This is a genomic window from Cyclobacterium sediminis, from assembly GCF_054781075.1.
The window spans coordinates 336,599-356,808 of sequence record NZ_BAAGVC010000044.1; the positions used below are offsets into that span (position 1 = coordinate 336,599).

A 20,210-nucleotide genomic window follows, 5' to 3' on the forward strand; every position below is an offset into this window, starting at 1 on the left:
CCCTCCCAAAGAAAGGTCAGGACAGGAATCAGGAATTCTAATTCTGGGTTATATTGCTATTTCATTGTCCAAGGATAACGTCATTTAGTTCTTGCTTGGTGGAATAGGCCAGGGGCTAAGGCCTTTATTTAGACCCTAAATCATATATATTTCTTACTTCTTTCAATATCATGTTGACATCTATATTCAGGTCTATTAAGCTTCCCGTCTTGATGTCAAAAACTACCCCATGAATAATAGGACCACCGTTGTCAAGAAAACTTTTTTGCCAAACGGCCATTTTAACAACATTGATGCACTGTTCTTCAACATTCAATTCCACCAAACGATTGTATCTTAGGGTTTCATCGGTAATGGCATTTAATTCCTCAAAATGTAAGCGGTAAACATCCCTTATATTTCTTAGCCAAGGATTTAATATACCCAAGTCCTTTGATTCCAGTGCAGCAGCAATACCACCACACAAATAATGGCCACAAACAATAATATGCTTTACCTTCAAATGACCTACGGCATATTCAATAACTGAAGCCGAATTATTGTCGTTATTTGGTACTAAATTGGCAATGTTTCTATGTACAAATACCTCACCGGCATCCGCGCCCAGCAGTTCTTCGGCCGTCACCCTGCTGTCACTGCAACCAATAAATAAATGTAAAGGCTTTTGCTCCTTGGTTAGCTTCTTGAAAAAATCCGGATCACTTCCCAGTTTTTTTTTAACCCAATCTTTGTTGTTTTTTAAGAGCCGCTTATATTCCATGTGCTTGTTAATAGGTCTGCTAAAATTCCTTAGTTAATTCAAAAAATACAGCAGCGGTCAAATATACCTCTATTCTTTGTTTGAACAAGCAGCTATTTGTCAATTGGTTCAGCAGTAGTATGAAAAAATTTTAAAGGTGTCCCATAATAAGCATCTTTACCGTGTAAGGAAAGCCTTATTAGAAGATAATATTTCAAGTTTAGGCGGTTCGCCATTAACAGTGATTAAAAAAATATACTTACTATTTGATCAATTTTTCTTCATCAATATTGTAATGATTACTATTCATTTTAAGAACCAATGACAATATTAAGATGCAAATTAAGGCTAGGGCTGTAGAGAAAAGCTTGGAGAACACAATCAATAGGCCAAGGTAATAAAGTGGAATGCCAACCAACCCAATGCAAAATTTAATCGTCCCATAAAATACAGGGTCTTCTACTTTACGCTCTATCCATTTCCATACCAGCCAAAGGGGAAGATGAAGAATTTTAAATAGCCCGTTTTTCCATTTGGAGGCAGGCTTTAATTCCTCATTGGAATTCATTACCGTATTTCCTCTGCACTTGGTGATGTCTACATCTGATTGGATAATTTGTTTAATGGAATTGTCGTAATTTTCTTCAGGTAAATGTAAGCTTAGGCATTCTAGTGCCTTTTTTGATTGCTTAACCAATTTTCTTTCCTCTCCAAAATAATCCTTAGCAGATATTGGTGCTCCAATTTCCAGCAAGGCTTTAGAGCCTGATTTTTGGTGGGCTTGATAGCTTAGACCTATGGGAAGGATAATCAAATCAAAAGAAGGATCATCTGCTAAAGTTGCAGCTACTATTCGTGTAAAACCTTTACTAAGGGGCCTAATCCGGCGTTTTAAGGAATGATTTCCTTCCGGGAAAATCAATATTTTACCGTTCTTTTTCAAGATGGACTTACAAAGGGCAAAGCTTTTATTGTTTCCGGAAATTGTCCCGAACCCATCTCTGATTCTATATACAGGTACCATTCTCATGAAGGCCAAAATTTTGGCAATCAAGGGGTTTTTAAAAACAGATGCCCTTGCGAGAAAATAAGGCTTTAGGTCGATTAATGTTGCGATCAATAAAGCATCCAATAAGGCATTTTGGTGGTTGGCAATTATAAGGGTGGGCCTGTGCTTATAAGGCTTCCAATTTCCAACGACTTCAATTTCTGAAAAATAAAACCATAAGGCAGTTTTCACCAACCGCTTGAGTAGGGAATTAAACAACCTTTGCCACATAATTGTATTTTTTCCATAGGCTAGCGATGGTAAGGCCTGAAACGATATGCCAAATGCCCCACCATCCGGCAATAATAGACATCCCTCCTAAGCCATCAAAATAGTTGAAAATCAAAACCAGGGCCAGTCCGGAGTTTTGAATTCCGGTTTCAATGGTAAGGGTTTTGGTGTCTTCAAGGGTTAAACCGAAGACTTTAGACAAGCTAAAGCCTGAGCCTAGAGCTACAAGGTTATGCATCAAAACCAAACCGAAAATCCATCCAATGACTTTAATAAAAAGATCGAAATTGCTATAAAAGGCGATAATGACAATACTGATAAAGATTACCACACTTATAGGTTTGAGAAGGCTTGCAATTTTTTCGGCCAGAAAAGGCTTCTTCTTGTTGACATATATCCCTAATATCAAGGGAATGCCGAGAATAAGTGCTACAGTCTCAAAAACATCACTGTAATTTAGACTGATGCTTTTTAATAAGAGGGCAGCAGGAGAATAAAGCCCGGACCATAGTGCGAAATTAAAAGGAGTGAGTACAATAGAACTTAATGTGGCGAAAGCCGTAAGACTAACCGAGAGTGCGCTGTTGCCTCGTGCATAATTGGTGAGAAAATTTGAAATATTGCCACCGGGGCAGGCTGCTACTAAGAACATGCCCAAGGCTACACTGGGACTTGGTTGGATAAACAGAACCAAAACCCATGTTAGAAATGGGAGCAGGAGAAATTGGGAGGTAATGCCAAGTAAAAATGATTTGGGATGCGACCATAAATATTTGAAATCCGAAAGTTTAATTTCAAGGGCGACACCAAACATAATAACGGCCAGAGAAACGTTCATTAAAAATAAGGAATCCTCTCCAAAATTGATCTGCATTTGATCTAATTCTTCCATAAAGCAATTGAAGTGAAAGTCAAAATTAATATAAATTTTCAGAACGATAGGATTGCCGGTTAATTGATAAGTTTTTTAAACTATTCAAAAACAAAATTTCAATGATAAATTTAATTTTTATAAATTTGACCATTGAAAATTTCGGAAGGAAAGATCAAATAGACCAATTGGCTAATTTTGAATTGTTCAGCACTAGAACTTCATTTTATTTCCAAAGCGGTGAACAGCAAAAAATAGTAATCTTTTAAACCATAGAATAGACAATCAACATTATGGAAAAAATTAAAGTAGGTATCAATGGATTCGGTAGGATAGGAAGACTCGTATTCCGTGCTGCACAAGAAAGAGAAGATGTTCAAATTGTGGGCATCAACGACTTAATTGATGTAGAATATATGGCCTACATGCTAAAATATGATTCAACTCACGGTCCTTTCAAAGGTGATGTTGAAGTTAAAGATGGCCAGTTAGTTGTAAACGGGAATGCAATCAGAGTAACTTCTGAAAGAAATCCTGCGGATTTGAAATGGTCTGATATTGGCGCAGAGTATGTAGTAGAATCTACCGGTTTATTCTTAACCAAAGAAAAAGCACAGGGTCATATTGATGCCGGTGCCAAGAAAGTAGTGATGTCAGCTCCTTCTAAAGACGATACGCCAATGATCGTAATGGGAGTAAATGAAGGAACTTACACTTCTGATATGGTATTTGTTTCAAATGCCTCTTGTACAACCAACTGTCTTGCACCTTTAGCCAAAGTTGTGAATGACAACTGGGGTATAGAAGAAGGTCTTATGACTACTGTTCATGCTACCACTGCTACTCAGAAAACTGTTGACGGACCTTCAATGAAGGACTGGAGAGGTGGAAGAGGAGCCGGACAAAACATTATCCCTTCTTCTACAGGAGCTGCTAAAGCCGTAGGTAAAGTAATTCCGGAATTGAATGGAAAACTTACAGGTATGTCTTTCAGGGTTCCAACTCCTGACGTTTCTGTAGTAGATCTTACTGTAAGGCTTTCAAAAGGAGCTACTTATGAAGAGATTTGTGCTAAAATGAAAGAAGCTGCTGACGGTGAATTGAAAGGCATTATGGGATATACTGAAGATGCAGTAGTTTCTAATGACTTCATTGGAGATGCAAGAACTTCAATTTTCGATGCTGGTGCAGGAATCCAATTGAATGATACATTTGTAAAATTGGTAGCTTGGTATGACAACGAATGGGGTTATTCTAATAAAGTTGTGGACTTGTTGGAATACATCGCTAAAAAATAATAAGCCTTAGGCTTTAATTAATGAAGATAGGGTTGGAGTTTCTCCAACCCTATTTTTTTATACTCTTTTCGTAAGTGCTGATCCATTCCTGCATACTCACCTTTGCTATTAATTCTCCTATTAAATCATAGGGGATTTGATCCATTTTTTTGAAGCGGATACAACTCTTACCCATATCTAATTTAGCCTTACTGTGTTTTGGGAATTCTTCCTTAAACCAGCTCATCAGATCCCCATCTGCATAAATACAGGAATGGTACAAGGCCAGGTAACTTTTTTGATTGGCAATGTTTACAAAAGGTAAGGGGAGTTTAGGGTTGCAGTGGTAGCCTGCAGGATAGGCTGAATGGGGCACAACATAGCCAATCATACCATAACTCATGGTTTCTTCAAATCCTTTGGGGAGATTGGAAACAATCGTTTGTCTTAATTTATAAAATGCTTCTTTTCTATCATCAGGAATTTCTTTGAGATAGTCTTCAACTGAGGTGGCTTTGCTATTCATCGGATTGGGTATGATTAATTTTTCTTTAAGATAGTGGTTGTTTTGGATAAGTCATCCAGTAGTTTTAAAGTCTCCCTGTGAAGGATTGGAGCCGTTTCGGGCCCCAGAGAATTTACTTCCCCATAAGGGGCAGTCTCTCGACCATAGGTAAATGGAGGCTTTTCATCCCATTGACTTTTGGGTACAATATAGCCAATCATATCATTGGCCATGCCACTAAAGAATTTAAATTGGCCGGGCATCATGCTTTTAATGGCGGGCACTTCTATGGGGGCAATGCCAAAATCAGCACCTTCCGGTGCCTCTACACCACCGTTAAGGATTTCCGGGTACAATTCTCCAGGTATATGTACGAAAGTAGCAGGGCCTAGTTTCCATACATTTACTTCAGATCTCACATTTCCCCAAGACATAAACCCCCTATCAAATACCCCAATAAAAGAGGCCAACCTGAATAATTTATTTGTCATAGGCAATGGTACCGTTTTGGCACGGATTGCCAAGTTGCTCCGGTACACCGTATCCATTCCTTTAGCCATGGTTTCAAAACTAATTTTGGCCAAGGCCAATCCTTGGGCATCGATTTTTTCTACAGTTGCAGCTTTTAAGCTGACCTGTGAATAGGGGTGAACCACAGGGTCACTTGGTCTGGTTGTCATCAAGCCTCCCAATGCCCCATTAAGAAAAATAGAAACGCCTCCCAGGCCTTCATGGTAAACAGAATCATTGTAAACAATGCCTTTTTCCATATATTCCCTCCAATAATGAGGGAAATCGGAACTGATAAGGGTGTTATCTGCCCAGAGTGTCTCAGGGTGGTTGCCCCAGTTCATGATTGTTCCTAAGGTTTGGTCTGTCCTCTTTTCCATTACCTGCATAAGCCTAATGGCCGCATCATAGACCTTGGGTGCTCTGGTATCTCCAACCAAAGGAGCGGCATCACTTTCATTAATGGCAAATTTTAGGTAAGCGGGTTTTCGGTTTTCATAAGCTTCCAATACAGATTTTGTGATTCCCTCAAAAACGAGGGCTTTATAATTTTCATCCACTCCCCTGGTAAATGGATCGGGTCCCCACATGCCCATCATATCAGGAGAAGAATGCACATGTGTACTGGTGATAATCAGGTGATCCAAATCTATTTGTTCAAGGATCTTTTTTCTTAAGGATATTACTTCATCATTTCCAAAGCCAATCATGTCAATGACACAAAGGCCTAATTTTATTTGTCCATCATCCAATACCATGGATCTTGCCGACAAAGGATCGTTGATTCCTGATGCAGGCCTATTTTGTTGAAATCCTGCTAGCCAAATAGGATCAAATTTCCCATTTTGATTGAGGTCGTTGTAATAATCCCCATCCTCTTCATTGTATTCAGCATCACCATTTACATCCTGCCAGGTATCATAACCTACTGGGCTGATATCAGCGATAGCAAACCCGGCACTTAATTCGGCATTTTCTTCATTATGTAAAGAGAGGTTCAGGTCATAGCCTTTGTGCCTGTCCCGAAATTGATACATTCCAAATACCAATAGAAATAACAGGATTCCCGCAAAAATTAAGAGGACAATTTTTAACCAACGATTCATAGTAACAATTTTAATTAATTACTTTAAAAAATGAAAAAAGACCACTGAAGTAGGTGTTTGGTTATCAATTGAATGAAGCCATTGTAGGGTGGTATTGTGTTAGCCATATCACCTTGAAGAGATTTTATTGATAACATCTTTCACTTGAAGGAATGATTCTAATATTGAATCAATTTTTACTTTTCCCTACTCCTTCCATAAGCCCTCTAATGTAGCCAATGGCAAAAAGGGTTCCAATGGTACTGTAACCCGGTTTGTCATTACTGTCTCCGGCCATAGTAGGTACATGATCAGGTCGCATTGGGCCTTTAAATCCAATGTCTCGATAAGCTTGCATTGCTGCAAACATATTCGTCTTTCCTGCATCATGAAAGGTTTCTTCAAAGTTGTTTTTGTTTCCAATTACATCCCGAAAATGTACAAAGTGGATGACATTTCTTTTTCCAAAATACTTGATGGCTTCAGGAATATTTACTTGCTCAGTACTGGTTCCCATTGAGGCAAAACTTCCCTGGCAAAAAGTAATCCCATTATTTACACTTGGATAAATGTCCAACATTTTTTTGAATGCCTGAACGGATGTCATGATTCGAGGAATTCCCTGTATGTTATCAATGGGTGGATCATCAGGATGTAAGGCTAGTTTTACCCCATATTTTTCAGCTTCCGGGCAAACAGCCTTTAGAAAATACCTTAGGTTTTCCCACATCATTTCAGGTGTCAAGATGCCGTACTCATTTATGGGCGGCTTATTTTTAATTGCTGTTACATCAAACCCACTTACTAAAGCACCACCTCTACTTGATTTGTCAACAATTGTTCTGGCCCAACTAATTATAGGCATCCAATTATAGCATATGGTATCAATGCCTTCAAGAGATAAATTTTTTATAAGTGTGATGAAGTTGTCAATTTCTTCATCACGTCCGGATAAGCCAAGTTTTGTTTTTTCTCCAAGGTAAGGTGGGCCTTCTATCACCCTTAGGGTAAGTCCTTCACGCTCCCAAGCATTTTTTATGGCTTTGATTACTGTTCTGGAATTGTCTTTTTCATCAGGTAGATTAGCTAATCTGGAATTGATGGGGCCAACTGCGCCAAGCACATCCATTTGACGTGAAAGGGCTGTTTTTCTGGGTTCAATTCCCCAGAAATAAGCAAGACATAATTTTATACCCAGATCCCGAGTATAATTTTCTTTTTGTTCATAGGTTCCGGAAAAGTAGGGCAATGAAAGGGGGCCGACTAAGGGGATACCTGTAAGTTTAACAGATTTATGTAGAAAATGGCGTCTGTTTTTATTCATTTTTAAACCGGAAATAGTTATCCGCAAAATCCATAAATAAATTCCAATCGTAAGGGGTCAGATTATGTTTTCCTTCTCGGATGTGGTGACCTGCATAAGGTAGGTGAACAGGGTTTCCCGGTGAATTTATTTCTTTAGGAAAATCTCCCGTCATTTTATAAATTTCTCGATGCACCCTTGTTCCCAATTGCAAAGACATGTATTCACCTTTAGGATCTGCCCATAAATCTTCAGATGCGCTGGCCACATAAACGGCTCTTGGCGCCATGGCTGCTATTAACATGTGTTGGTCTATTGGCAACAAGGCTTCGTTGTTATTGTATTTATTGAAATTATCTGTAAACCAATAGGGGAAGGAAGTGTTTATTCTTTCAACTGTTTCTCCAAATTTTCTTCGGGAAATGGCGGCTCCACCAGCTCCTGACTCATTAGAAATTGTGATGGCCCATCTAGTGTCTGAAGCACCGGTCCAAAGTGAAGCTTTTCCACCTCTGGAGTGTCCAATTACAGCAGCTTTTTTGGCGTTGATATCTTGGCAAGTTTCAAAATAATCCATGGCGCGCATGGCTCCCCATGCCCAGGCACCTAAGCCACGCATTCCATTTTCCTTTTCTAATTCTTCAGGATACAATTTACTTAAAATATCTTCTGTGAAAGTTACTTTGTCATCATCGGATACATCCTTCACATGAAAGGTGGCAGCGGCATATCCACGGCTTACAATTTCTTCGGCAGGCCAGAAGCCCATTTTAATTTTTCTGGTGGGGTCAATATTTTCCGGGTCCCTGTGGTTAATTAATAAGAATACAGGAGCTGCTTCTTTTCTTTGATTAGGAATGAACAAGATAAGCCTCATTGTGGCTGATTGAGACCTATAAGTTACTTCTATGTCAATTTCCTTCAATGTGGCCAAGCCATTCATGGCCAATTTATCTTCATTAACAACGGTGAAGGTTTGGGCGTCCATGGCTTTTGGCATGGTACCATATACATTTTCTTCAAAAAGATGGACTAATTCAGGTCTTCTCACTTGCGCCCAATCCTGAATGGTCCTAATCTCTTGACCTTTCAAATTGACGAAAAGGTCCGGTATAGAAAAATCAGGAACTTTTGATTCGTCTGTGTGGGTTTCTTTTTGAGCATAGGATAATGCAGGAAGCATTGCAAGAAATAACATGTAAAGAAGATATCTGTAGGCCATTGTAATATTTTATGTTTAATTGATTTACCTGCAATATATAAAAAAACCTACCAAAAGGCAGGTTGTTTTATACTTTGAAGCTGGTTTAAATGTGGTTGTAGCCGTTTTATTTATAGTAGTCAATTACTCTGTTGTGATTACAATAGCGCCATTTTCGGCTTTTTCTCCATGGAGATTCAATTTGTTTGGATTTACCACAGAAATGGTTTTTATATTTTCCGGTTTAGGAAAGTTAGTGATTGATGGAGATTCGTGAACGGTTCCATCAATAATATAAAGCGGGGACTGAGCTGATTTTATAACTTGGCTTTCCGCTGCTTTAAATACAATTTTGTTTATACCGGCATCTCTTAAGGCTGCTTGTACATTTTGAACCTCGCCCATTTTTATATCTTTTCCGGCAGAAAAATTGACGAATATCGAATGGGGATCCAAGGAATTAAAGCCGTTGTATGCTTTTATTAATCTTGGTAGGGCTGAATTGATAGGCATAAGGACGCCATTGAATGAAATCAAGCCCTCTTTAATAATCTGGACAGGGATTTCTATATTCGATGTAATGGAGGCCTTCTGTGCGGAGTAACTATTGATTTGAATGGCATCGCCATAATCTTTATTTAAACTTGGGAGGATGGTATTGCTATCAGCACCGTTTATTTTAAAGGAAATGGGCAACAGCAATTGGTATTCATTTTTTTGTAAAATCGGTTTTAAGTTAGGCGCATTAGAAAGGACTTGAAGAATTTCTTTTTCGAAACTCGCATCAATCCTTTGAGAGAAGGAAACCCCCTCTATATTTCCATAAGAATCTGTTTTGAGATTGACAATTGTTGTTCCGGATAAACCTTTAGCTATATTACCTTTAGGAAAATCCAAGTTTTCAATCAAGTGTGATTTGAATGTAGAACCTAAGGCGATGGCTCCGGATTTTAAGTCATCATTAAAAGATAAACCTCTGTTTTCAGGGAAAGCTTTTGCATTGTTGTTTGGACCCGGACTTCGAAATTCTGTGTTTTGGGTAGTTTTATAATTGTTTGATTTCTTTAATTTGATATTGGTATTTACCACTACTGCTACGGTCTCACCGTCTTTTTTACCGGGTATCCAAGTAGGACTGTTACCTTTGGTAAGGGCGGTAAGAAGCAATTGATCTACTTCTTCTCCCAAACTCTTCTTTATGGAAGCGTATACTATATTGGCTTCTTTATCTACAACAAATTCCAAGGCAACCAAGTCACCATCCATTTGAATCCCATCTATTAGGCGAGCAGGAATTTGTGACCTTAAATATTCCTCCCAGGCATTCCATCCCTCCTTAGGCTCAGGTTTTTGATCTGCAAGTTGATAAGAAAATGCATTTTCATATTTTTTATTTAATTTGGAATTGGGTCTGAGTGTTTCCACTAAATTTAGCACTTTTATGTATTCCTGTTGGTTTTTTATTCCGGTAAACTCATAGGACAATTCGCCCACTTGTACATTTAAAGACTCATGATGAAGCTTTCCAATACTCTCATAATGAGTAGGGTTTTTTATACTCTTTAATTTTATACCTACTGCTATTGAATCTTGAAAGGCTTCTATTTGATTTTTAAGAAATGAAATTGGGAGTGTTGAATAATTGTTAAAAGAAATAATGCTATTGTTACTTTTCATAGAAATCAAACCAAATACCAAAACAGTTAATGGAATAAGCATTGCTACTTTAAACCAATTGGTTTTTTTATTGGCTTTCATCATCCTAATCCTTCTCAGGGTTGTTGAACTTACAAAATTGCTTCCTAGGGGTAGATCCAATCCTGCAAAAGCCATTCTTGCCACAAGTTTTGGATAGGAATCTTTTAATTCTTTATCTTTAATGACACGAGCATCAGCTTGGAATTCATGTAGGTCAACCAATGCACGATTCATCAAGTGAATGATTGGATTAAACCAAAATACATTACTGAGTATTTGATAGATGATTATATCATAAGAATGCTTTTGTTTAACATGTTCAATTTCATGATTGAGTATTTGCTTCTTTTCTTTAGTACTTAATTGAAGAGAATCATCCCAAAAAACTTTATCAAAATAAGAGAATACAGGGGTGAGGCCAAAATTGGGGACCTTGAAGTATTTTTCCTTAAGCATATAAGATGTTTGATACCATCCTTTTCTTAAAATTTCTTTTAATTGTAGATACTGCCAGTAAAATCTAGCAAATAGTAACAAGACCACCACCAAGTAACCAAATACCAGATAATCTTTAAATCCCCATAGCGTGGGAAGTCTGCTCCCTGTTACGGTTACTTCAGGTAAACCATATGCCCCGGCGATTTCCCTTTGGCTGTCAAATTCTAAAGCCTTTAAAAATGCTGTATTTTCCAAGGAAATACTTGGTGTTTCAAAAGAAACTGGGATTTCAATTAAAGAGAATGCCACAGCAAGAAATGGAGTGATCAACAGATATATTCTATTAAACACGAAGGTTTTTTCATCTTTAAGGAAAACCCAATAAAAAATGTAGAAAAAAGACAGGCAAATAATACTCTGCCATATGAAGTTAATTATTGAAGCCATATTCAGTTTTTAATAATTTGCAGATTAGATTATTAATTCTGTTTGTTTTTTACAAGCACTATATGCTCTCTAGTTGTTCTGCTTAAAGTTCCCCACAAAATTTCATCAATTAGTGGTTGAATTGTAATAGAACCATACTTCTTATTTAATTCATTATTAGGGTGATAATTTGGAATATCTCAAATAAGTCAATTAAACTTATCGATTTAGTTTTAGAATTCCTAATAAACTTGAAAAAATACCTAAAAGATTAAATCATCTATTTCAAACAATTTGATGTCAGGCTATTTATTATTATAAATCTTTTCAAAATCTAAACTTATTGCGTTAACGTAGACGATATTTCTCTAAAATCCAATTTCAGGGAACTTAAAGAATTGAATTTTTAACTTTTATATGACATTTCTCACAACAATTTATATTTATAATGCGTTTTAATTAGGTATATAAAAATTAAATAGAATTTACGGTACAGATATTGTAAAACAAATAGAAATAAAACGTAACTTCGCTTAATTTATCATCTAAATAATTATTTTATGTCTATTCAAGAATTTTTAAACAAGTACTCAGATCTTTCTAAAACCAATGCTGTGGTTTATATGGAAGATGCGGATGGAAATATTTTCCATTCAATTGACGATGCGCACAAAAAAGGAAAACATCCTTTTGTAACAAAAAATCTAAAAGATTCAGCCATTACTGATTTAGATAGTTTAGGTTTAAGCTCAAAAGGGGAGGCTTCTAAATTAATGGGTATCTTACAGTTTATCTACGGCGTAGATGCCAAAGCTGATAAACCGACTACAAGAGGCAGGAGGACTTATTCTGCTGAAGAAAAGGCGGGAATCTTAGCTGAATGGAAGAAGGCTGAAGCTGAAGGCAAAACCAAAGCTGATTTTAGTAAAGAAACAGGAGTAACCTACCAAACTTTATTTAAATGGATTAAAGAGTCTTAAGAAAATTAGCGTTTGATGCCTAGAGGTTAGGCCTAAAGATAATTTTCTAATTCCTTATAAATTAGTATCAATATAATCTTTTTAGTTCTGTACAAACTTATTTGTTTGTTTAGATAAAAGGCAGTAGCACTTGGTAGTCACCAAGTGCTATTTTTTTTGTTTTATAATTCAACCAAGTTTAATTAATATATTATCTGAGCTATTTATGTGGTAACATTAATAATAATTTAAAATTCATGTTTAAAATAAAATATGGTTTGCTAATTTCTTGTTACGCCAGTCTAAAAATAAGATTATACCTTTATTCAATAGGTTTTAATTAGTGTGTGATATCGTTTTGAGAGAAGGGATTGGTATTAATTTTGCTTGGAAGGGATTGTCTGTTTTTTTGTAGCTGCCTAAAAAAGTCTATCCATAAAAAAAGCCTACTTATTTTCCAATAAGAAGGCTTTTTGTACACCCGGAAGGATTCGAACCCTCAACCCTCGGAGCCGAAATCCGATATTCTATCCAGTTGAACTACGGGTGCATGCGGGCCATGTAGGCCGCAATTGTATTTTTAATATTAAGCACTTAGTACATTCTGTACTTTTTCTGCAGCTTCTTTTAAAGTAATGGCAGAAGTAACTTTAAGTCCGGACTCATCAATGATCTTAGCCCCTTCTTCAGCGTTGGTACCTTGTAACCTTACGATAATTGGTACACTAATGTCACCAATAGACTTATAGGCTTCTACTACTCCGGATGCAATTCTGTCACACCTTACAATACCTCCAAAGACATTAATAAGGATGGCTTTTACTTTAGGGTCTTTAAGGATAATTCTAAACCCGGCTTCAACGGTTTGTGCATTGGCCCCACCTCCAACATCTAGGAAGTTGGCAGGTTCTCCACCGGACAGTTTGATCATGTCCATAGTGGCCATTGCCAATCCAGCTCCATTTACCATACAGCCTACATTTCCGTCAAGCTTCACATAATTAAGACCGGATTCTGCTGCTTCTACTTCAAATGGATCTTCTTCATCAAGATCTCTCATCTCTGCAAGCGCCTTGTTTCTATAAAGTGCATTGTCATCTAGATTCACTTTGGCATCAACTGCCAGTATTTGATCATCAGATGTCTTTAAAACCGGATTGATTTCAAATTGGGAAGCATCACTTGCATCATAAGCTGCATATAGCGCCATGATAAATTTTACCATTTCTTTGAAGGCATTGCCTTCTAAACCTAGTTTAAAGGCTACGTTTCTAGCTTGGTAAGGTTGAATGCCTAACATGGGATCTACCCATTCTTTAATAATTTTTTCAGGAGTGCTTTCGGCGATCTCTTCAATATTAACACCACCTTCTGTGGAAGCCATGATAATATTGCTTCCTGTGGCTCTATCCAATAAGATAGATAAATAATATTCTTTTGGATCGGATTTTCCTGGATAGTAAACATCTTGTGCAACCAAGATTTTTTTGACCAATTTGCCTTCCTCACCTGTTTGGATGGTAACAAGTGTACCATTCAATATATCTTTGGCTTTTTCAGGAACATCATCTAACGATTTGGCCAAAACCACACCTCTGGATCCGGTTTCTTTAATTTCTCCTTTACCTCTACCTCCGGCATGAATTTGTGCCTTTAGTACATACCAAGAAGTTCCGGTATCTGCTGTAAGCTTCTTGGCTGCCTCAAGTGCAGCTTCAGGGCTATCAGCGACAATGCCTTCTTGTATTTTGACTCCGTAAGATTTTAATACTTCTTTAGCTTGATATTCGTGTATATTCATTATGGTCAAATTTTTGCCCGAAGTTAATGTCAAATGTCCGATTATTCAAGATTTAGCAAAGGCTTTTTGTTGATTCTTTTTAGGATTGTCTTTTCTTCTGTCAATATTTGCTTTTCATGCGATTAAAAATCAAGCCGATAGCGTAGAATGCAAGTACTGTAAGTTTATTTCTACTGATCAATATTATTTTTGATTAGTTTTAAAATACACCTATGTTTGTTCAACCATCACATAAATTATCTTTAATTATATGTTCGTTGCGCAGTCAATTCAAAAATATTATGGAGAACTCCACGTCCTGAAAGGGGTAGATGTTATCATTCAAAAGGGAGAGATAGTTTCCATAGTCGGAGCTTCAGGCGCCGGTAAAAGCACTTTGTTACATATATTAGGAACCTTGGACAAACCCGATGAAGGTTCCTTGGAAGTAGATGGGGTTGATGTTTTGAAATTGAGTGGAGACAAACTGGCCAGTTTCAGGAATGATAAAATTAGTTTCATTTTCCAATTTCATAACCTGCTTCCCGAGTTTACAGCTGAAGAAAATATTTGGATTCCTGGTCTGATTGGTAAGAGATCGGAAGAGAAGCTTAAAAAAAGAACCAATGAACTGGCAGCACTTTTGGGCATCTCCTCACGACTAGGACATAAACCCGCTCAATTGTCCGGTGGAGAGCAACAAAGAGTGGCCGTAGCAAGGGCATTGGTAAATAACCCTGATATTATTTTTGCAGATGAACCCAGTGGAAACCTGGATACGGAAAATGCCCAATCTTTGCATGAGTTGTTTTTCAAACTTAGAGATGAATTGGGGCAGTCCTTTGTAATTGTCACCCACAATCAATCCTTGGCAGAAATGTCAGACCGGATGTTGACCATGAGAGATGGGAAAATTTTAACCTAACATAAATTGATTAAACGCCATCTTTAATATAAGTTGGTCAGGTAATCAAAAATTAATTTTTATCTTTGATGCTTCAAAACTTCATTTTATGGTATTAGAATTTGAAAAGCCTATAGCTGACCTTGAACTTAAACTTCAGGAAATGATTCAGTTGGCAAATGAAAAAAACATAGACTTGTCTTCAGATATTCAATCTTTGGAAGAAAAGCTTCAGGTATTAAAAAAAGAAACTTTTCAGAACCTTACCCGCTGGCAAAGGGTACAGCTTTCCAGACATGCTGATAGACCTTATGCCTTGGACTATATCTATGAAATGACCAATGATTTTATTGAGCTTCATGGCGATAGAACGGTTAAGGATGACAAAGCTATGATTGGTGGCCTTGGTGATATTGATGGTAGATCCGTCATGTTTATTGGGCAGCAAAAAGGAAGAAATACCAAACTCCGCCAAGAAAGGAATTTTGGTATGGCCAACCCGGAAGGCTATAGAAAGGCTTTGAGGTTGATGAAAATGGCTGAAAAATTTAATAAACCGATCATTACTTTAATTGATACTCCTGGTGCTTATCCCGGCATTGAGGCAGAAGAGCGCGGACAGGGAGAAGCCATTGCCAAAAACCTTCGAGAAATGTTCAAGTTAAAGGTTCCTGTAATTTGTATTATTATAGGTGAGGGAGCGTCTGGGGGTGCCTTGGGCATCGCCATTGGAGACAAGGTAATGATGCTTGAAAATTCCTGGTATTCAGTTATTTCACCAGAAAATTGTTCTACAATACTCTGGAGAAGTTGGGACCACAAAGAGCAGGCAGCTGAAGCCCTTAAGCTTACCGGACCGGACATGAAAGACAATGGCTTGGTTGATGCCATCATAGAAGAGCCACTTGGCGGAGCCCATAGAAACATGTCCGATATGGCGGGTAGGATTAAAGGTAAGATCAAAGAAGCGCTGATTGAGCTTGACAAAATGAAAGTTGACAAGAGAATTGAAAAAAGGATAGAGAAATTCTGTGCAATGGGCATCGTCCAAGAGTAGGGTGGCAGTTATAGGGATAATTGAGGATTAAATTTTAAACTGATTTCCTATTTAATTATTATTTTGAAAAAAAAGAATAAAATAGGCATTGCATTGTCCGGTGGGGGTGTCAGAGGAATTGCTCACCTTGGTATTTTGCAAGGGCTCGGTGAGGAAGGGATTTCTCCTGATTATATTTCCGGAAGTAGCGCAGGGGCCATTATTGCAGCTTTGTATGCTCATGGATACTCTCCGGAAACAATCTTTAACATCATCACCCAAACCAATTATTTTAAGTTCTTTAAGCCTTCAATTAGTTTTAAAGCCTTATTAAAAATGGATTTATTGGCGGATTTATTTGCCAAATATCTACCTGAAGATGACTTCTCTGCCTTAAATATTCCCATTTTTGTTACCGCTACCAACTTTCAAAACGGTCGGACCGAGTACTTCTCCGAAGGACCCTTGATAAAGCGATTGATGGCTTCATCTTGTATACCAGGTATGTTTGAGCCAATTTTACTCAACGATACACTTTATGTAGATGGGGGAGTTTTAAATAACTTACCGGTAGAGCCATTAATTGGCCTATGTGATACGCTTATAGGTGTCAATTGTAATAATTTAGCAATATTAGATGGGCAACCCAATATTAAAGGTCTCATAGAGCGATCAGTAATCATGTCCTTGAATTATAATGTTTACAGCAGAAAAAATCAATGTGATTTTTTTATGGATCCTCCCGGTTTGGCTCAGTTTGGAGTGCTAGAGGTTAAGAAAGCTGCTGAAATTTTTGAAACAGGTTACCTATTTTGTAAAAAATATATTAAAGAAAATCCACCTTTACTTGATTTAAAAAGTCAAGCTAGTAACAGTCACTAAATCATGAAATTACTTGCTCGTTTAATATTTTGGATTTCAGGTTGGGAAATCTCAGGAAAATGGCCTGAAGGCTTGAAAAAAGCTGTGTTGATAGCCATTCCCCATACAAGTAATTGGGATTTAATCTATGCTCTTTCAGCTTTCTACCTGATGGAAGTACCCGTTAAGTTCACTATTAAAAAGGAAATCATGGTGGGCCCTTTAGGTTGGTTGATTAAAGCTTTGGGAGGAATTCCAATAGATAGAAAAAAGGTGAGTGGAAAGCGGAAACAAACCTATACCGAAGCCATGATTCAAATGCTCAATGAATCAGAAGAATTAGTGATGATGGTAACTCCCGAAGGAACTAGAAGTTATGCTCCAAGGTGGAAATCAGGGTTTTATCACATTGCTCTTGGTGCGGAAGTTCCTGTAGTGGTTGGTTTTTTGGATTATAAAAGAAAATTAGCAGGTATTGGTCCTGTAATTCAACCCAATGGAAATTTTCAAGAACAAATGGAGGAAATGAAAGCCTTTGGAAGGACCATTACCGGGAAATATCCTGATCAAGGCATCAGGTAGTAGGGACTTACCACATTTTATTTTTTTTGGCTTTCTGTAAAATGTAAGTTTCTGATTTACCTTTACCTATGAATTTAGGTCGTCCTAACAAATTACCATTTAATTTTTAGCAATTCATAAACCTGCAAGCGGTAGGGTATGCTTTTTATAATCAGCCTCTTTTTGCTGAACAAAATTTGTCCTGATTTGCTAATGGCCTTAAGATAAAAGATTGATTTGAATTTTGGCATTAAAAAGGGAATGATTTTTGGTACATACCTTAGAAAAACGTAGGGAAAGATTCTATGATTAAAAGTAAAATAAAAAGGCTAAAAAAATATTCCGTATTTGAAATATTGATAGATGGGGTTAAAGATTTTGGTAAAAATGACTCTTTAACTTTTGCTGCTTCTACCGCTTTTTACACCATTTTTTCCCTTCCAGCATTGTTAATCATTATTCTTAATATTGCCTCAGTAATCCTAAATGAGGATACAGTAAAAGAGGAATTATTAACACAGGTTTCAAAAATGATGGGTACTGAAAGCGCGGCTACCTTAGAGGACGTTATGTCAAATGTATCAGTTACCGGTCAAACTTTGTATGCCCGGATTATAGGTATTGGGGTCCTAATATTCTCTGCTACTACAGTCTTTGTCAGCTTACAAAATAGTATCAATCATATTTGGCATATCAGGTCCAAACCTGAAAAGGGTATTTTGAAATTTTTAATGAATCGTTTTTTAAGTTTTTCAATGGTTGCCTCAATCGGTTTTCTATTATTGGTTTCACTTCTAGCAGATGCTTTTATTGTTATTCTGCTGAACTATTTTTCAGGTATATTTGAAAATAGCACTTTACAATGGGCTTCAGTTATCAATTTTTTGGTAACACAATCCATAGTTGTTCTTGTTTTTGGTTTAATGTATAAGATTCTTCCCGATGCGAAAGTAAAATGGAAAGATGTTTGGCTTGGTGCTTTTGTAACCATGCTCCTTTTTGGCTTAGGGAAATTCTTAATAGGCCTATATTTAGGAAATGCTGATGTAGGTAGTTACTATGGGACAGCCGGGTCGTTGGTAGTGGTATTGATTTGGGTATACTATTCTGTCCTCATTTTTCTCTTTGGAGCTCAACTGACCTATTATATTGCTGAAAATATAGGAGGTCATGTTACGCCCATCAAAGAGGCAGTAAAGGTCAAGATTATAGAATTAGAAGATGATAACCATAAGGAATGATAGTGTGCGCAGTAACTTTCAAGTTCTTGAATCAAAAAATGAATGAAGGATAGCATCTTAATTGTACCCTTAGGAAGGTATTAATACTGACCTATAATAAAAAAAGCCATAAAAATATTGAATTTTTATGGCTTTTATAATTTTGAAACCTTTGCAAATTGTTGAGTTTCTTGAGATTTTGGATTGGTCCTAGTACTTTATTGCAGTAGCTTTACTTGACTTCAAGCTTGGAATCCTCCATCCACAGTAAAGACGCTTCCAGTGGTATAGCTTGAGGCTTGAGAGGCCAAAAATAAAGCCATAGCACCTATTTCGTCTTCTTCACCAATTCTTCTCAAAGGAAGTTCTTTTAAAAATTTCTCTCTAAGTTTTTGATTTGACCAGAGAACTTCTGAAAACTTGGTTTTAATCAAGCCTGGGCATATGGCATTTACACGGATATTATAAGCTCCCCACTCTTTAGCAAAAGCCTTGGTCAAAGAGACAAGCGCAGTCTTACTTACACTGTAAAGACCCAGGCCTTTTTCAGGAGACAAGGCACTAATCGAGCTTATGTTGATGATAGAAGCCGCAGAGGATTGTCTTAAAAAGGGTAAGCTCAACTTTGATAATTCATAAGGTGCTTTAAGGTTGACATCTAAAATTTTGTCAAAAACACCTATATCGGTATCTTCAATGGCTCCATAAACAGGGTTAGTAGCTGCATTATTGACCAATATATCGATCTGACCATATTTATTGACAGTTTGCTCAATCAGATTTTTACGATCATCAGGGTAACCAATATTATTGGCAACCCCCATGGCGATGTACCCCTTTTCTTTGAGCTTGCCTATAGCTTCATCAAGCCTTTCCTGATTTCTACTATTGATCACCACCTTAGCTCCTGCCGCAGCAAAAAAATGAGCGATTGAAAAACCAATACCACTACTTGCGCCCGTAATAATAGCGACTTTTCCATGCAGTGAAAATAGTGAGCTTAAATCCATATAAATTTTGTTTTAAGAAGTCAAAATTCTGTCTATTCAAATTTAAAATTTAAACCCGAATTATCCAACAGAATTTTATTTCCTTAGTTTCATGCAATTAAGAATTGGGGTGGTTTTTTAAAAAACCAAAAGTTCTAAATTAGGACGTTTTAGTTTAAGTACCTTCCTAAGAAAGTAGGTAAGGGAAGCCTATAATGATTTTTTGGAAAATAATAATTATAGGTAAAGCTGGTCTAATATATTCCGAAGAATTGTCTTTGGACTAATTTAGGAGTGGTTTTCTCGTGTTTTAAAACCCTTTTTCTCAGATTGGTCTTTTTGATCTTTTTCCATATTCTTAACCTCTTTACCTAATACCTCTTTGGCTGAAATTTCTTGTTCTGAGTCTCCATTGAGTTTTTTGGTTTTGAATATTTTATTGTAGAGTAAAAAGATTGCAATTACGATTGCTACGATTGTTAAAGCTCCAATTAATAAATCCATAGTATTTTCTTTAGTTTATAGCACATAATAGTACAATAACAGTGCCTAAAGTATACATGCGTCA

General features: G+C 37.0%; 18 protein-coding genes and 1 tRNA gene. 7 read left to right on the top strand and 12 right to left on the bottom strand.

The window, feature by feature from the left end; translation table 11 throughout:
- Positions 1 to 124: 124 nt before the first annotated feature.
- The 3 genes from ACYVHJ_RS23285 to ACYVHJ_RS23295 form a co-directional block, all read right to left on the bottom strand.
- Positions 125 to 760, bottom strand: coding sequence for a carbonic anhydrase (locus ACYVHJ_RS23285; protein WP_460519977.1), 636 nt, complete (start codon positions 758 to 760; stop codon positions 125 to 127).
- A 241-nt stretch (positions 761 to 1,001) separates the two neighbouring features.
- Positions 1,002 to 2,018 carry a lysophospholipid acyltransferase family protein gene (locus tag ACYVHJ_RS23290; RefSeq protein WP_460519980.1) on the bottom strand — a complete coding sequence of 339 codons (1,017 nt, stop codon included), beginning with the start codon at positions 2,016 to 2,018 and terminating at the stop codon, positions 1,002 to 1,004.
- Positions 1,999 to 2,910, bottom strand: a complete 912-nt coding sequence (locus ACYVHJ_RS23295) for a bile acid:sodium symporter family protein (RefSeq protein ID WP_339904292.1) — start codon at positions 2,908 to 2,910, stop codon at positions 1,999 to 2,001. Before ACYVHJ_RS23295 ends, ACYVHJ_RS23290 begins: the two co-directional genes overlap by 20 nt.
- Before the next feature lie 272 nt (positions 2,911 to 3,182).
- Between ACYVHJ_RS23295 and gap the strand changes: the two genes are divergently transcribed.
- Entirely contained in the window at positions 3,183 to 4,187 is a 1,005-nt protein-coding gene (gene gap / locus ACYVHJ_RS23300) for a type I glyceraldehyde-3-phosphate dehydrogenase (RefSeq protein ID WP_339904290.1), read from the top strand.
- 49 nt (positions 4,188 to 4,236) lie between these two features.
- Here the strand turns inward: gap and ACYVHJ_RS23305 are convergent, their stop codons facing one another.
- The 5 genes from ACYVHJ_RS23305 to ACYVHJ_RS23325 all read right to left on the bottom strand — a co-directional run bounded on the left by ACYVHJ_RS23305 (position 4,237) and on the right by ACYVHJ_RS23325 (position 11,257).
- Positions 4,237 to 4,692: a DUF1801 domain-containing protein gene (locus ACYVHJ_RS23305; protein ID WP_339904288.1), complete on the bottom strand. Its 456-nt coding sequence runs from the start codon at positions 4,690 to 4,692 to the stop codon at positions 4,237 to 4,239.
- Positions 4,693 to 4,706: 14 nt separating this feature from the next.
- Positions 4,707 to 6,287, bottom strand: a complete 1,581-nt coding sequence (locus tag ACYVHJ_RS23310; protein ID WP_460519985.1) for a hypothetical protein — start codon at positions 6,285 to 6,287, stop codon at positions 4,707 to 4,709.
- Positions 6,288 to 6,456: 169 nt separating this feature from the next.
- On the bottom strand, positions 6,457 to 7,590 hold the full coding sequence (locus ACYVHJ_RS23315; RefSeq protein ID WP_460519988.1) for an apurinic/apyrimidinic endonuclease family protein: 1,134 nt from the start codon (positions 7,588 to 7,590) through the stop codon (positions 6,457 to 6,459).
- A complete protein-coding gene (locus tag ACYVHJ_RS23320) occupies positions 7,583 to 8,791 on the bottom strand; it encodes a glucuronyl esterase domain-containing protein (RefSeq protein ID WP_460519991.1) in 1,209 nt (402 codons plus the stop codon). The genes ACYVHJ_RS23315 and ACYVHJ_RS23320 overlap by 8 nt, the downstream gene beginning before the upstream one ends.
- A 123-nt stretch (positions 8,792 to 8,914) precedes the next feature.
- On the bottom strand, positions 8,915 to 11,257 hold the full coding sequence (locus tag ACYVHJ_RS23325; RefSeq protein WP_460519994.1) for a M56 family metallopeptidase: 2,343 nt from the start codon (positions 11,255 to 11,257) through the stop codon (positions 8,915 to 8,917).
- Positions 11,258 to 11,892: 635 nt separating this feature from the next.
- Between ACYVHJ_RS23325 and ACYVHJ_RS23330 the strand changes: the two genes are divergently transcribed.
- A complete protein-coding gene (locus ACYVHJ_RS23330; RefSeq protein ID WP_339901392.1) occupies positions 11,893 to 12,312 on the top strand; it encodes a transposase in 420 nt (139 codons plus the stop codon).
- Positions 12,313 to 12,767: 455 nt separating this feature from the next.
- Here ACYVHJ_RS23330 and ACYVHJ_RS23335 read toward each other — a convergent pair.
- Both ACYVHJ_RS23335 and sucC read right to left on the bottom strand, forming a co-directional pair.
- A tRNA-Arg gene (locus ACYVHJ_RS23335) sits at positions 12,768 to 12,841 on the bottom strand.
- Positions 12,842 to 12,877: 36 nt separating this feature from the next.
- The gene (sucC, locus tag ACYVHJ_RS23340) at positions 12,878 to 14,092 is read right to left on the bottom strand and encodes an ADP-forming succinate--CoA ligase subunit beta (RefSeq protein ID WP_339901390.1); all 1,215 of its coding nucleotides are present in this window, start codon (positions 14,090 to 14,092) and stop codon (positions 12,878 to 12,880) included.
- Between the two features lie 250 nt (positions 14,093 to 14,342).
- Here sucC and ACYVHJ_RS23345 point away from each other — a divergent pair, with 250 nt between their 5' ends.
- From ACYVHJ_RS23345 to ACYVHJ_RS23365, 5 genes are all read left to right on the top strand, one after another.
- Entirely contained in the window at positions 14,343 to 14,996 is a 654-nt protein-coding gene (locus ACYVHJ_RS23345) for an ABC transporter ATP-binding protein (protein WP_460519999.1), read from the top strand.
- Between the two features lie 88 nt (positions 14,997 to 15,084).
- Positions 15,085 to 16,032, top strand: coding sequence for an acetyl-CoA carboxylase carboxyltransferase subunit alpha (locus ACYVHJ_RS23350; RefSeq protein ID WP_339901387.1), 948 nt, complete (start codon positions 15,085 to 15,087; stop codon positions 16,030 to 16,032).
- A gap of 63 nt (positions 16,033 to 16,095) precedes the next feature.
- A complete protein-coding gene (locus tag ACYVHJ_RS23355; protein WP_460520002.1) occupies positions 16,096 to 16,893 on the top strand; it encodes a patatin-like phospholipase family protein in 798 nt (265 codons plus the stop codon).
- A 3-nt stretch (positions 16,894 to 16,896) separates the two neighbouring features.
- The gene (locus ACYVHJ_RS23360) at positions 16,897 to 17,454 is read left to right on the top strand and encodes a 1-acyl-sn-glycerol-3-phosphate acyltransferase (RefSeq protein ID WP_339901385.1); all 558 of its coding nucleotides are present in this window, start codon (positions 16,897 to 16,899) and stop codon (positions 17,452 to 17,454) included.
- 284 nt (positions 17,455 to 17,738) lie between these two features.
- Positions 17,739 to 18,674 (top strand): YihY/virulence factor BrkB family protein, encoded by a 936-nt coding sequence (locus tag ACYVHJ_RS23365; RefSeq protein WP_339901384.1) that lies wholly within the window; start codon positions 17,739 to 17,741, stop codon positions 18,672 to 18,674.
- 221 nt (positions 18,675 to 18,895) lie between these two features.
- Here the strand turns inward: ACYVHJ_RS23365 and ACYVHJ_RS23370 are convergent, their stop codons facing one another.
- Together ACYVHJ_RS23370 and ACYVHJ_RS23375 are read right to left on the bottom strand one after the other, a co-directional pair.
- Positions 18,896 to 19,663, bottom strand: a complete 768-nt coding sequence (locus ACYVHJ_RS23370) for an SDR family NAD(P)-dependent oxidoreductase (protein ID WP_339901383.1) — start codon at positions 19,661 to 19,663, stop codon at positions 18,896 to 18,898.
- A 267-nt stretch (positions 19,664 to 19,930) separates the two neighbouring features.
- Positions 19,931 to 20,146 (bottom strand): hypothetical protein, encoded by a 216-nt coding sequence (locus ACYVHJ_RS23375; protein ID WP_460520008.1) that lies wholly within the window; start codon positions 20,144 to 20,146, stop codon positions 19,931 to 19,933.
- Between the last annotated feature and the right edge of the window lie 64 nt (positions 20,147 to 20,210).

Coding starts and splice junctions, on each gene's coding strand:
- ACYVHJ_RS23285 (WP_460519977.1), bottom strand. CDS start 760: ATGGAATATAAGCGGCTCTTAAAAAACAACAAAGATTGGGTTAAAAAA.
- ACYVHJ_RS23320 (WP_460519991.1), bottom strand. CDS start 8,791: ATGGCCTACAGATATCTTCTTTACATGTTATTTCTTGCAATGCTTCCT.
- ACYVHJ_RS23350 (WP_339901387.1), top strand. CDS start 15,085: ATGGTATTAGAATTTGAAAAGCCTATAGCTGACCTTGAACTTAAACTT.
- ACYVHJ_RS23295 (WP_339904292.1), bottom strand. CDS start 2,910: ATGGAAGAATTAGATCAAATGCAGATCAATTTTGGAGAGGATTCCTTA.
- ACYVHJ_RS23315 (WP_460519988.1), bottom strand. CDS start 7,590: ATGAATAAAAACAGACGCCATTTTCTACATAAATCTGTTAAACTTACA.
- sucC (WP_339901390.1), bottom strand. CDS start 14,092: ATGAATATACACGAATATCAAGCTAAAGAAGTATTAAAATCTTACGGA.
- ACYVHJ_RS23310 (WP_460519985.1), bottom strand. CDS start 6,287: ATGAATCGTTGGTTAAAAATTGTCCTCTTAATTTTTGCGGGAATCCTG.
- ACYVHJ_RS23360 (WP_339901385.1), top strand. CDS start 16,897: ATGAAATTACTTGCTCGTTTAATATTTTGGATTTCAGGTTGGGAAATC.
- ACYVHJ_RS23305 (WP_339904288.1), bottom strand. CDS start 4,692: ATGAATAGCAAAGCCACCTCAGTTGAAGACTATCTCAAAGAAATTCCT.
- ACYVHJ_RS23370 (WP_339901383.1), bottom strand. CDS start 19,663: ATGGATTTAAGCTCACTATTTTCACTGCATGGAAAAGTCGCTATTATT.
- ACYVHJ_RS23290 (WP_460519980.1), bottom strand. CDS start 2,018: ATGTGGCAAAGGTTGTTTAATTCCCTACTCAAGCGGTTGGTGAAAACT.
- gap (WP_339904290.1), top strand. CDS start 3,183: ATGGAAAAAATTAAAGTAGGTATCAATGGATTCGGTAGGATAGGAAGA.
- ACYVHJ_RS23345 (WP_460519999.1), top strand. CDS start 14,343: ATGTTCGTTGCGCAGTCAATTCAAAAATATTATGGAGAACTCCACGTC.
- ACYVHJ_RS23375 (WP_460520008.1), bottom strand. CDS start 20,146: ATGGATTTATTAATTGGAGCTTTAACAATCGTAGCAATCGTAATTGCA.
- ACYVHJ_RS23330 (WP_339901392.1), top strand. CDS start 11,893: ATGTCTATTCAAGAATTTTTAAACAAGTACTCAGATCTTTCTAAAACC.
- ACYVHJ_RS23365 (WP_339901384.1), top strand. CDS start 17,739: ATGATTAAAAGTAAAATAAAAAGGCTAAAAAAATATTCCGTATTTGAA.